The organism is Flagellimonas aquimarina (assembly GCF_003149745.1).
GTDB classification, from domain to species: Bacteria; Bacteroidota; Bacteroidia; order Flavobacteriales; family Flavobacteriaceae; genus Flagellimonas; species Flagellimonas aquimarina.
Map to the genome: position 1 here is coordinate 322,137 of NZ_QGEG01000001.1, position 13,281 is coordinate 335,417.

The following is a 13,281-nucleotide window of genomic DNA, read 5'->3' on the forward strand; positions in this document are numbered from 1 at the left end:
ACCAAATGGGAACAGTGATTCCATATACATTGTTGCACTACCACACTTTTCTACTTTTTTAGACATAAACCATAGGTCCATATACAATGCCCTTATCATTAATTTTTATTAGCCTTCAGCTTTTAGAAAAGCCGCTGTCATCCAGTTCAACTTGAAACCTCAAGATATCGTCCTCTCATTTCGTGCAAGCCGACTTCTATAATGAAATCCCCTTGTTTAAATGTGGTTGCACAGCCCCCAGGTTTGTGGTGCTGTTCCAATAAAAGCACTTTCTTACCAAATTTTGATAGGGTGGCTCTGGCAGTCAATCCAGCCAATCCCCCCGATGATAATCGTATTATATTTCATAGTAGTTTATTTAGTGCACAATCCGACTTTTAGGTAGGCAACCGGTTTGACATCGTATAATATCAAATGGGAGAACTGGAAAGAATGGGATAAAGTTTTCCGTGATATGGGAATAACTAATCGAAAATACTATTGAAAAAGCTATGATAAAATGATGAAAATCAGTTTGGCGAGCACTTTTTGCCGATAACCTTTTGTCACCAACCATTAATTGATTCGTAGTTCTTGGAAAGCTCCATATAAGGAAGGTTTTAAGGGACGCCTTATTATACTATTTAATAAATTTTGGTATTAAAAGACATCAAAATATACAATTCCAAATGACCCTCTAAAAAACAGCAAAATGTTGTACCTGAGCATAAAAAAAGCTTAGATTTTCATCTAAGCTTTTTAGTACTCGAGGTGGGAATCGAACCCACACTCCAAAGGAACTGGATTTTGAATCCAGCGCGTCTACCAGTTCCGCCACTCGAGCATTAATTTTCTAAAAGGACTGCAAAGCTAAAAAATAATTTCATTTACCACCAAAAATACCTTCATTAATCCTTTAGCAACCCGAATTAATTTATAAATTTGCACCTCTTTTATAAAAAGTTATTTTAAAAGGCTAGCTAACAACAGATTGCAATGTCGTATCAAGTTCCCGAACCTAAAATTTTTGCTTGTACCCAAAGTACCGTGCTTGGTGAGAAGATTGCAGCCTCCTACGGTGCAGACTTAGGTAAGGTTCTTTTCTCTAGATACAGCGATGGTGAATTTCAACCTTCATTTGAAGAGTCCATCAGAGGGACGCGTATTTTTATTATTGGCTCTACCAATCCTGGTTCGGAAAATTTAATGGAAATGTTGTTAATGATCGACGCTGCTAAAAGAGCATCCGCTAGGCATATTACGGCGGTAATGCCTTATTTTGGATGGGCCAGGCAAGATAGAAAAGACAAACCAAGGGTTCCAATTGCTGCTAAGTTGGTGGCTAAAATGTTGGAGACCGCAGGTGCTACCCGCATTATTACCATGGACTTGCATGCTGATCAAATTCAAGGTTTTTTTGAAAAACCGGTAGATCATCTTTTTGCGTCAACCTTGTTTTTACCCTATCTAAAGGGACTTAATTTGGATAACTTATGTATTGCCTCGCCAGACATGGGTGGATCTAAAAGGGCCTATGCTTACTCCAAAGCGTTGGAGTGTGATGTGGTTATTTGTTATAAGCAACGTGCCAAAGCCAATGTAATTTCACACATGGAATTAATTGGTGAAGTAACAGGTAAAAACGTGGTTTTGGTGGATGATATGGTAGATACAGCTGGCACATTGACCAAAGCGGCCGACCTTATGATGGAACGAGGGGCAAAAAGTGTACGTGCTATTACCACACACGGATTGTTGTCTGGAAATGCGTATGAGAAAATAGAAAAATCAAAGCTGTTAGAACTTATTGTTACCGATTCTATTCCTGTCGAGCACGATAAGAAAAAAATAAAGATATTGGGTTGCGCGGATCTTTTTGCAGATGTTATGCACAGGGTTCACCACAATACTTCCATATCGTCAAAATTTTTAATGTAAATCAATTTTAATATATATAATGAAGTCAATTACTATCAAAGGATCTCAAAGAGAAAGCGTGGGCAAGGTATCTACCAAAGCTCTACGTAATGCTGGAAAGGTCCCTTGCGTACTGTACGGAGGGGATAAACCATTACACTTTTCAGCTGATGAACTAGCATTCAGACATTTAGTGTATACTCCTAACGCGCACACTGCTGTGATTGAGTTGGAAGATGGCCAAAAGTTGAAAGCTGTATTACAGGACATCCAGTTTCATCCTGTAACGGATAAAATTCTTCACATAGATTTTTATCAATTGTTCAGTGACAAACCTGTTACAATGAATATTCCTGTGCGTTTAGAAGGAAATTCACCAGGTGTTAGAAATGGTGGTCGTTTGCTTTTCAGAAAAAGAAAACTTTCTATTAAAGCACTTCCGGACTTGCTTCCTGATTTTATCACTATTGATATTTCAAAGCTGAAAATTGGTGGTACCATCCCAGTGGAAACACTTTTAAATGATGATTACTCCATTCTTCATCCAGATAGTACCGCAGTGGTACAGGTAAAAGCTTCTAGAGTATCTGTTGAAGATGAAGAAGATGAAGAAGAAACTGAAGGTGAAGAAGGCGCTGAAGGAGCAGAAGCATCCGCAGACGGAGCAGAAGCACCAGCAGCTGAAGCTACTGAATAGTTAACATAACTACTATATAAAAAAGCATCCCGACTTTTTGTTTTGGGATGCTTTTGTATTTTTGGATAAATGGAAATCTTCAAATGTTTCAACTTTTCAAGGCATTTTTTAGAATACCAAAACAGTTATTGGAAGAAACTGATACCATGAAAAAATTCCTAGTTGTTGGCCTTGGAAACATAGGATCCGAGTACGAAGAAACACGGCACAATATTGGTTTTAAAATCTTGGATTTTCTATCTGAGCAGGAAGACTTTACTTTTGAAAGCGTAAAACTGGGTGCTGTTGCCACTTTTAAACATAAGGGAAGGAGTATTTTATGTTTAAAACCATCTACTTACATGAACTTGAGCGGTAAAGCAGTTAAGTATTGGATGGAAAAGGAAAAAATTCCTTTAGAAAACGTACTGATTGTAACAGATGACATCAATCTTGATTTTGGCACCATCCGCCTAAAGACCAAAGGTAGTGATGGTGGACATAATGGCCTGAAGGATATTCAAAATACCTTGCAAACATCGCAATACAATCGTTTTAGATTTGGCGTTGGTTCTGAATTTGGAAAAGGAAAGCAGGTTGATTATGTCCTAGGAAAGTGGAATGCTGATGAAACAAAACATCTATCAGAAAGGTTGTGCAAAGCAGCAGATTTAATTCGTTCTTTTGTGTTCTCGGGCGTTAAGAATACGATGAACCAATTTAATGGCACATAGAGCTATAAAATCTTAAATTCAAATACGCCAGAATCAGACGTATTGCCCTCCAAATCGGTAGTAATAACTTTCCAATAATAAATCGTGTTGGACTCAACACTGACCACTAATTCCGTTATGGTAGAAGTGGTATTTCCTACTGAAGATGTTGGCGGGTTTTGGTCTGAAAAGAAAATTTCAAATCCGCTGATATCACTATCGACATCCGCTCCTGACCATGATAAAGCAATTTCATTGGCAATGCTTTTTTGCACCGTCGAACCAGATAAAGGACTTACCAATTGAGCAGGAAATGGCGCATATGTTGTCTGGGAACCTGAATTATAAAACAACCATGTTTCACTAGTGGCTATTTGATCAGAACTAGAATTACGCGAGGTAACGGACCATGAATACGGAGTTCCTTTACCAATGGGCAAACTCGCAGAAGTTGCTGCGGTAGAAATTGTTTGCGGCATATTTGTCTCCAAATTTACCGCACTTAAAGTGTAACTATCCGTATTTGCAGAAGCTAGCCATTCAAAGGTTACCTGGCTTTGCGTATCATTAATACTGACTCCTGTTGTACATTCTGAACTTTCTAAAGGAAAAACCAGATTTGCACCAACTGGAGCAGGTGGCGGATCATCATTCCCTCCACAAGAAGAGAGCAGGATCAGAATCAGTATGCTTAGAAAAAAATGCTTCATTCTTTTATCAATTTAAACACTTCCTTTATATCCAAACTTTGAATGCTCATATAGTAAGCTCCCGTAGGCAAAGTTGAAAAATCCATTTCGAGTTCATTCCCATTTGTCTCTTTTACTTGCTGGTGCACTAATCTTCCATTAGCAGAGAAGACTTGAACCTCAACTTCACCAATAATCCCATTTAGAAAAACCTTGGTGCTTGCGCCAACAGGATTAGGATAAACTATGGGTTTAGACGAAATAAAGAAGGAATCCTCATAAGTACCTTGGCATGGCAAATTGGTTGAAATTTTTAACGTATTGCGACCATTTTTCAGGTTGAGTTGAATTTCAGAATCCACAGTTTGTGTCACCAGTCCATTTAATTCCACATTGTAGAATTCCCCACCATTTAATGAAAGTGCTAGCACATTCGCAGTAACAACCGCTGAAGCACTTAAAAGTTCTGGTTCTGAAATTACGATTGCAAAACACGTTTCTTGATATGTAATTGCGCCATTTGTACCTGTTATGCACAAAGAATAATTGCCGGCTTGCAAGCCTTGAAAAATATGCGTTTCTGAAAAATCCATATTCAAGGTATTTCCCTCACCGTCTAAGGTGGCAGAATACGTTATTGAGGTATCTGAAGCCGTTACGGACACCGTACCATCATTATTGTTCCTGCATGCTTCACTTTCTATTTGTACCAAAAAATTATCCGAAGGAAACCTATTTACCGGGCAACCACTTGTATCCACTTCAACACCTTTTGGGGTGCCCAAACACAAGTCATCACCATCATCAAAAACACCGTCTTCATCCTCATCTGGCCTAAAAGCTCCTTCAACACATACCTCTAGTGAGAATGCCACCAAAGAACCTCCATCTCCATTGGCAGTATCTTGAATTTCCAAAACCCATTCTCCAAGTGTAGATTCCCCTTTCAAAGAGGCTAAAGAACCTAAAGGGCTTACAGTTCCAGAAATTGCAGGATTTCCTGAACAAACAATTGGTGCTCCATCATCATCAAAAATTGCATTTAAATTATTTAGTTCACCACAAGTATTTGAAATTAGAACAACTCTTGTGCCCGAAGGGGAAATCAAACTTATTCTAAGGTCTTCTAAATAGGTGTGGGTAAACTCTAGACCCACATTAACATCTGAAATAGGCAGGTCTTCAAAAAATTGCACTGAAGTTGATATTGTTGGAGTACCTACGTTGGAAATCTCCAACGGCAAGTCATTCGGTTCCATATTTTTACAATCCACTTGTATGGTAGTAAAACTAAACGGTGTTCCAAAAGACCCTGTCCCACAATTGTTTTTAGGCCTTATCCTCCAAAAATAATCAGTTTCAGCAGCCAAACCATTTGATTGGTATAAATTAAAAGGTACCGTGGCAGACTCTATAATATTGGCAAAACCAATATCCGTCGCAATTTCAATGTCATAATCTGAATATAAGGGATTGTCCTCCCAATTAAGTTGTGTGCTTATAGATACATTTGCTTGGCTATCTGCTGGAGAAACCAGAACCACATTTGAAAAATTCGTATCCTTTATCACTAGGGAAAGTGGAACAATTTTTGTCTCCGAAGCGGAAGTAGATGTAATGGTTATTGGGTACACTCCTGGAGCAACAGCATTGGTGTTGGAAATAGTTAGTTCAACGGCCGTATCATTTGCATCTGCCAGTGCGGGAACAAAAGCAGCATTTAAGCCAATGGGCAAATCAGCAGAAAATGTTGAGGTTTCATTAAATCCTGAAAAGGTTTGATAAGTGAAATCAACAATAATATCATCTGGCTGACAGGTTTCAAAAGATAAGTTTTGAAGATTTAATACAACTTGTGATTCTTGAATGGAAAAATTGTCCGAATTAACGGCAAAAAAGACATTATCACTTGCTTTGACCATGATACGAGCCATATCAGTAGCGTTTCCGGGAACAAGTATTTCCTCACTTCCATCATTAAGAACATCTTCTGCCAAGGTAATGGGGAAGCTAATGCCCCCATCCAATGAAAGAAAAATATCAACGGTTCCGACATTAATTGGCGAAATGTTGGTATTGGCAACATCCCAGGTTATTTCCTGAACGGAACCACCTTCGTAAATCTCATTTGCTGCTTGCGATGTAACCAAAAATGGCCCTGCAGAACTGATTACCTGCACATCAAGCAAGTCTGAAACCACCTGCCCTCCCCCAACAGCATTGTCCCTAACGGTAAATGCAAAACTTAAGTTACGCTGTATACTCGAAACAGTTTCCCATGCATCATTTGTAGCTGGATTGGTCTGAGTTAAATTTCCTTGAACAACTCTTGACAATCTTGGAAAATATCTTGCCGGGTTTGTAGTGGGGGGCAATGATCTAAAATTGGCCCCACTTGGATTTTCTGGCCCAAAAGTGCTTGTAGTTACCACTCCGTTGTCTATTTGTTCCCATGTGAAGGTCAAAACATCATCAACATCAACATCCGTCGCAATTCCCTCAAGCACAAAGGCAGTACTTTTTGGGATAATAAAATCACCAACTGGCGTTAGGACCGGAGGATTGTTGGTAAGTACGGTAGTCTGTGCACAAGAGACACTTTCCAAATAATTCGAAATTTGAAGGATACTGTTGTAATGATAGTAATCGTCTCCGTTAGGAGCTACGTTGTTTCCTGTAACAATACCGGCATAGCCCATAATTGTTGTACCGCTTGCAGGTTCTGCTTGTACGCCTGTGCCTTCAGATTCAAACGACCATGTATGGTTGGCACCAAACTGATGTCCTAATTCATGAGAAACAAAATCCAAATCAAAAACATCTCCTTGGGGACTAAAAGCAGATGAGAATGCACTTCCTTTTCTATTGTCAGAACATACAGCGCCAATAAAACCCGCATTACCGTTATCTTCACCTTCACCAACCTTATTAAAAAGATGGCCTACATCATAATTTTCTTCTCCAATCGTTGTGGTAAGTGTATTCTGCACTTCTCCATTTAAATTACCATTGTACGGATCTGTGAGTGGATCTGTAAATATTACCAAATCATTATTGGGAATCAATTCCAAAGTCACTCCTAAATCAGTTTCAAAAACCTCATTAACTCTTGTTAGAGTTGCATTTATGGCGGCTAGAGCATCGGCAACCGTTCCTCCATGAAAATCTGTATACTCTCCTGTAGTGGAAACTGCTATTCTAAACTTGCGTAGCATTTGATCATCTACCAAAGGGGTAATTGTTTTTTCGACACTTTGCTGCAATTTCTCAGTATCACAAGTAAATCCATCTTTCCCAGAAGATCCTGCACCTCTTTCATAAATAACGTATGAATTGTTTTTGTTGGACAACTGCTCCATAAATGCAGTTTTTCTGTCCTCTAAATTTACCATCATACTTTGAAGCCCTTTATGCGAACTACTAAGCTTCACTTTATACTTTCCATCCAAACTATGACCGGAAAACGACCTTATATTTGGATATTTCTTTGCTAGATCTGGATGAAGAACCGAGGTTTCTACTATATTAAATGCTACCACATTCCCTTTATGGTCTGGAAGATAGATTTGATGTTTTCCGTTTTTAGAATTGGAAAGGGAGTTGAGTTTTTTTGAAAAAAGGGTTTTATCCAAAGAAAAAACAGCATTGGCCTTACCCATATCTTTGAGCGATGCACTCTTAAAACTCGATTTTACGGGAATAGTTTTCCAATATGCTTGTTGTCCAAATGCGCAAAAGCAGGTAAAAAATATGGTTATTGAAAAAACAAGATGTAATTTAGCTTTCATGCATAAGGGGCGTAAGTCAAATTCAAAAATAAGCCTTTTTTATTTTCTTTATTAAGTGAAAACAATCCAAGGCATTTCTCAGTTTACCGATACTACGTTTCACACAGCTGTTACCATTGGCACTTTTGACGGAGTGCACCTTGGTCACCGCAAGATATTGGAACGCCTCATAAATAGTGCCAAAAACACAGGCTTGAAGTCCACCGTGCTTACTTTTTTCCCCCATCCTAGGATGGTTTTACAAAAAGATACGGACATTAAGCTATTGAACACCTTAGAAGAGAAAATACAGATTCTTGACTCTTTGGGTCTAGATTACCTCATTGTCCACCCCTTCACAAAAGACTTTTCAAGACTTTCTGCAACAGAATTTGTTAGGGATATACTTGTAAATAATTTAAGAACAAAAGTAATTATAATCGGATATGACCATAGGTTTGGCAGAAATCGTAATGCCAACATTCAGGATTTGATTGCGTTTGGAAACACCTTGGATTTTGAAGTTGAAGAAATCCCTGCCCAAGAAATAGATGAAGTCTCTGTAAGTTCCACGAAAATCAGAAATGCTCTTTTAGATGGTGATATTACCACCGCCAACACATATTTAAATTATGCTTACATGCTTACCGGAGTCGTTAAAAAAGGCAAAGGTCTTGGTAAAGAATTTGGGTTTCCAACGGCCAACCTCCATATAGCGGAAGATTACAAACTAATTCCAAAAAATGGGGTATATGTGGTCAAGAGCCTCCTGAATGATACAGCATATCATGGAATGATGAACATTGGTTTTAACCCAACAGTATCTGGAATAGAAAGGAGCATAGAGGTCAACTTTTTTGAATTTGAAGGAAATCTTTATGACAAAAAAATTCAGGTGAGTATTTTACATCGCATTAGGGATGAGCACAAATTTGATTCGGTTCAGGAACTGAAAGAACAGTTAAAAAAGGATAGAAACCATTCACTCTCTTTAATTGCAAAATAAGATGTTGAATCAATTTCTTTTTAAAAAAATAGACAATTCGCAGCTGATAATTTTCAGAGTGTTCTATGGATTACTGGTAAGTGCAGAATGTTATGGGGCCATTGCGACAGGCTGGGTTCGCAGAACGCTAATAGAGCCCAAGTTCACATTTTCTTTTATTGGGTTTGAATGGCTACAGCCAATCCCTGGTAACGGAATGTATATCTATTTTGCAATTATGGGAACACTGGGTCTTTTAATAGCTCTTGGCTATAAATATAGGTTTAGTGCCTTTGCCTTTGCCTTTATGTGGACCGGAGTTTATTTAATGCAGAAAACCTCATACAACAACCATTATTATCTGCTAATGCTGCTGGCTTTCATTATGGCTTTTTTGCCTGCTGGCCGAAGCCTTTCATTAGACACCAAATTAAACCCAAAATTTAGTTCCAATACAATGTACAATTGGGTCCGTTGGGTCATTATCCTGCAACTGTTCATCGTATATACATATGCCTCCATAGCCAAATTGTATGGAGATTGGTTAGATTTTAGCATAATTGAAATATTGATGAAATCCAAAAAGGATTATTTCTTAATTGGAGAATTGCTGCAACAAGAATGGATACATAAAATAGTAGCGGTTTTTGGGATTCTTTTCGATTTATTGATTGTTCCTGCCTTGCTATGGAAGCCTACCAGAAAAATTGCTTTTGCATTCTCCATATTTTTCCATCTATTTAATAGTGTAGTTTTTCAAATAGGTATTTTCCCTTATCTATCATTGGCTTTTACCGTGTTCTTTTTTGAACCACAGACCATTAGAAATATCTTCTTAAAAGAAAAAACTATAACGATTGATAATGAAACAACCCTTCCAAAAAATGCAAGCTTATTGGTGGGCGCCTTAAGCATTTACTTTTTGGTACAGCTGGCTCTCCCTCTTAGACATCACACCTTTAAAGATGATGTGTTATGGACGGAAGAAGGTCATCGTATGAGTTGGCGCATGATGTTGCGCAGTCGCACAGGAAATATAACCTTTAAGGTTTTAAACAAAGAAACAGGCAAGGGCAGTTATATTAATTTGGATGAATACCTTACCAAAAAACAAAAAAGAAAGGTGGCCTGTTATCCTGATTTCATCTGGCAATTCGCTCAACATTTAAAAGAAGAATACAGAAAAAAAGGTGAAGACATTCAGGTATTTGTAAGTGGCAGGGTTAAAGTGAATGACAATAATTACCATCAATTTATCGATCCAAATGTAGACCTGGCAAGTGTGCCTTGGAAACATTTTTCTCATAACGAGTGGATAAGGCCATCACAAAAAGAATAATTGTTGGTCAACTTCCTTAGATTGACTTAAATTTGCGGTTCAAAACAGGGCCATGCTTCAATTACAGACAATTCGAGAGAACAAGGAAAGTATCATCACCGCGCTGAAAAAGCGAAATCTTGATGCAGAGCCCATTCTATCTGCTATACTGGATTTAGATGAAAAAAGACGCTCCATTCAAACAGAATTAGATAGCACTTTGGCTGAGTCCAACAGGCTTTCCAAAGAAATTGGAATGCTTTTTAAATCTGGAAAAGCAAAAGAGGCCAATGAGCTAAAGGAACAAACCGCTGGCCTTAAAGAAGCTTCCAAACAATTGGGAGAAGATTTAAATGCAACAAGTGCGGCTTTACAGGAGCATTTATACCAAATTCCAAATATTCCCCATAAGTCTGTTCCAGCAGGAAATTCAGATGAGGACAATGAGGAGATTTTCCGTGAAGGTGACATTCCCGTGCTTTTTGAAAATGCATTGCCCCACTGGGAACTGGCCAAAAAGTATGATATCATTGATTTTGAATTGGGAGTGAAAGTCACCGGTGCAGGATTCCCAATATACAAGGGTAAAGGAGCGCGTTTACAACGTGCACTGATTGCTTATTTCTTGGACAAAAATACCAACGCAGGTTACTTAGAAGTACAACCACCGCATATGGTAAACGAAGCTTCTGGCTATGGCACAGGGCAGTTACCCGATAAAGAAGGGCAAATGTACCATGTTCAAGCAGATGACCTTTATCTTATTCCAACCGCCGAAGTGCCCATTACGAATTTGCACAGGAACGACATTGTTCCTCAAGAAAACTTCCCTATTAAATACACTGGATATACACCATGTTTTAGAAGAGAAGCGGGAAGTTATGGTGCCCATGTAAGAGGGTTAAACAGGCTTCACCAATTTGATAAAGTTGAGCTTGTTCGTATAGAACACCCCAATACTTCATACGAAGCTTTGGATGGGATGGTAGAACATGTTAAGAACATTCTAAGAGAATTAAAATTACCTTACCGAGTGCTGCGTCTTTGTGGTGGTGATTTAGGTTTTACCTCTGCCCTAACCTTTGATTTTGAAGTTTTTTCAACGGCTCAAGACAGATGGTTGGAAATTAGTTCGGTATCCAATTTTGAAACTTTTCAGGCCAATCGATTAAAACTGCGATTTAAGGATGAGAATGGAAAAAGTCAACTGGCGCATACCCTAAATGGCAGTTCTTTGGCATTGCCCAGGGTTTTGGCCGGAATATTGGAAAATTATCAAACCAAAGATGGCATCAAAATTCCAGAAGTTTTAGTTCCTTATTGTGGTTTTAATATGATTGATTAGCAGGATTTCCCCTTTTATTTGGAATCACTTAACAGATTTAGGCGTTTTTCTACGTTATATTTGAAATAAAAAGAGCTATTGCGGTACATTTTATTTCTTATTTCTTTCCTTTTTCTTTCTTCGGTCCAGTCACAAGAAGATTTTTTGGCCAAACAGTATTTTAATGATGGTGACTATGACAAAGCATTGGTTTTCTATGAAAAGCTAGTCAAGAAAAACCCAAGGCGTACAGATTATTCAGAAGGTTTAGTCGCATGTTATCAACAATTGGAACGTTATGGCGATGCGGAAAGTTTCTTGCTGAAAAAAATTGAAGATACGCATGCTTTCCCCACTTTTTTCATAGAATTGGGTTATAACTACACCTTGCAAGATCAACCTGAAAAAGCGGCCATTTACTATGATCGTGCAATAGCAAAAATTGATGAAAACCCAAATTTTGGATATAGTGTAGGTTACCGTTTTCAAAAATATGCACTGTTGGATCAAGCTCTTTTGGCCTATACAAGGGCTATGACACTTAAACCAGATTTGAACTACGATTATCAATTGGCCCGAATCTATGGAGAACAAGGCAATATTGAAAAAATGTATCAGTCCTACTTAAACTTGATTTATGAGGGAAGAACCTCACGATCCAATATCCTACGAAACGTTGATGATTTTATTTCGGAAGACCCTTCCAATCCCAATAACATCTTGCTGAGAAAAGTATTGCTCAAAAATGCTCAGAAAAATCCCAACACACTTTGGAACGAACTGCTTAGCTGGCTCTTTATTCAACAAAAACAATACAACAACGCTTTTAGCCAAGAAAAGGCCATATACAAGAGAACAGATCAAACTTCCTTAGATCGTATGGAAAACCTTGGACAGATCACTTTGGAAGATAAGGACTATAAAAACGCCACTACCATTTTTGAATACGTTGTGGACAATAGCAACGACCCCGTTTCCAAACTGAACGCCGAGCTTCATCTAATTGATATTGAGCTTGAAGATGCCAATGGAAAAAAATTGGATGCCGTAGAAAAGAAATTTCAAATGCTGATTGGGGAATATGGAAACCAAAGCCGCACATTGCAACTTCAAATTGCTTACGCCAATTTCCTCACTTTTAAAAAAGAAACTCCTGCACCTGCAATCGCCATGCTTAAAGAAAGCCTAAGACTTCCTTTAGGGCGCATGGGGGTTGCCTATGTAAAATTGGCCTTAGGTGACATCCTGGTATATGACCAAAAATTTAATCAAGCTCTCATTTATTTCACGCAGATCCAGAAGAGCTTAAAGAACGACGTTTTAGGTCAAGATGCGCGTTTTAAAGTAGCCCAGACCAGTTTTTACAAAGGTGATTTTGATTGGGCGCTAACGCAGTTAAAAGTGCTAAGAGGTTCTACCTCTCAGCTTATCGCCAATGATGCCATGCAGTTAAGTCTTTTAATATCTGATAATTCTCTAGAGGATTCTACACAAACTGCCCTCAAAAAATATGCAAGAGCGGACCTTCTGGCATATCAGAATAAAAACAAACAGGCCATTGAGGCTTTGGAAGATATCCTACAGAATCATAAAGGCGAAAAAATTGAGGACGAAGCGCTACTTAAACAAGGGCAGCTTTTAGAGGCTCAAAAGGCCTATGAAAGTGCAGAATTCAATTATAAAAAAATAACGGGTTTCTATGCTGATGGTATTTTGGCAGATGATGCCCATTTTGCATTGGGAGAATTGTACCGAAACATTTTAAATGAACCGGAGAAAGCAAAAACCCACTATGAAAAAATTATTTACAATTATCAGGACAGTTATTACTTTCCAAAGGCACGAAAACAATTTAGAAGGCTTAGAGGTGATGCAATAAACTAAACTTCTATACATTTGAGCCATAAAACCCA

Annotated in this window: 10 protein-coding genes and 1 tRNA gene; 7 read left to right on the forward strand and 4 right to left on the reverse strand. The window is 38.3% G+C overall.

What is annotated here, in order from left to right; translation table 11 throughout:
• Positions 1 to 146 precede the first annotated feature (146 nt).
• Both DKG77_RS01400 and DKG77_RS01405 read right to left on the reverse strand, forming a co-directional pair.
• Entirely contained in the window at positions 147 to 269 is a 123-nt protein-coding gene (locus DKG77_RS01400; RefSeq protein WP_243414871.1) for an NAD(P)-binding protein, read from the reverse strand.
• Between the two features lie 473 nt (positions 270 to 742).
• A tRNA-Leu gene (locus DKG77_RS01405) sits at positions 743 to 823 on the reverse strand.
• A gap of 152 nt (positions 824 to 975) precedes the next feature.
• Here DKG77_RS01405 and DKG77_RS01410 point away from each other — a divergent pair.
• From DKG77_RS01410 to pth, 3 genes are all read left to right on the forward strand, one after another.
• On the forward strand, positions 976 to 1,917 hold the full coding sequence (locus tag DKG77_RS01410; protein WP_109659486.1) for a ribose-phosphate pyrophosphokinase: 942 nt from the start codon (positions 976 to 978) through the stop codon (positions 1,915 to 1,917).
• 19 nt (positions 1,918 to 1,936) lie between these two features.
• Positions 1,937 to 2,593 (forward strand): 50S ribosomal protein L25/general stress protein Ctc, encoded by a 657-nt coding sequence (locus DKG77_RS01415; RefSeq protein ID WP_109659488.1) that lies wholly within the window; start codon positions 1,937 to 1,939, stop codon positions 2,591 to 2,593.
• 83 nt (positions 2,594 to 2,676) lie between these two features.
• Positions 2,677 to 3,306 (forward strand): aminoacyl-tRNA hydrolase, encoded by a 630-nt coding sequence (pth, locus tag DKG77_RS01420; protein ID WP_109661364.1) that lies wholly within the window; start codon positions 2,677 to 2,679, stop codon positions 3,304 to 3,306.
• A gap of 2 nt (positions 3,307 to 3,308) precedes the next feature.
• Here pth and DKG77_RS01425 read toward each other — a convergent pair whose 3' ends face one another.
• Complete coding sequence (locus DKG77_RS01425) at positions 3,309 to 3,995, reverse strand: hypothetical protein (RefSeq protein ID WP_109659490.1); 687 nt, start codon at positions 3,993 to 3,995, stop codon at positions 3,309 to 3,311.
• Entirely contained in the window at positions 3,992 to 7,762 is a 3,771-nt protein-coding gene (locus DKG77_RS01430; protein WP_109659492.1) for a reprolysin-like metallopeptidase, read from the reverse strand. Before DKG77_RS01430 ends, DKG77_RS01425 begins: the two co-directional genes overlap by 4 nt.
• A gap of 55 nt (positions 7,763 to 7,817) precedes the next feature.
• Between DKG77_RS01430 and DKG77_RS01435 the strand changes: the two genes are divergently transcribed.
• The 4 genes from DKG77_RS01435 to DKG77_RS01450 all read left to right on the forward strand — a co-directional run bounded on the left by DKG77_RS01435 (position 7,818) and on the right by DKG77_RS01450 (position 13,252).
• Entirely contained in the window at positions 7,818 to 8,747 is a 930-nt protein-coding gene (locus DKG77_RS01435; RefSeq protein ID WP_109659493.1) for a bifunctional riboflavin kinase/FAD synthetase, read from the forward strand.
• A 1-nt stretch (position 8,748) separates the two neighbouring features.
• Complete coding sequence (locus tag DKG77_RS01440; RefSeq protein WP_109659495.1) at positions 8,749 to 10,065, forward strand: HTTM domain-containing protein; 1,317 nt, start codon at positions 8,749 to 8,751, stop codon at positions 10,063 to 10,065.
• 52 nt (positions 10,066 to 10,117) lie between these two features.
• Positions 10,118 to 11,389, forward strand: coding sequence for a serine--tRNA ligase (gene serS / locus DKG77_RS01445; RefSeq protein WP_109659497.1), 1,272 nt, complete (start codon positions 10,118 to 10,120; stop codon positions 11,387 to 11,389).
• Positions 11,390 to 11,467: 78 nt separating this feature from the next.
• The gene (locus DKG77_RS01450; protein ID WP_109659499.1) at positions 11,468 to 13,252 is read left to right on the forward strand and encodes a tetratricopeptide repeat protein; all 1,785 of its coding nucleotides are present in this window, start codon (positions 11,468 to 11,470) and stop codon (positions 13,250 to 13,252) included.
• Positions 13,253 to 13,281: the final 29 nt, after the last annotated feature.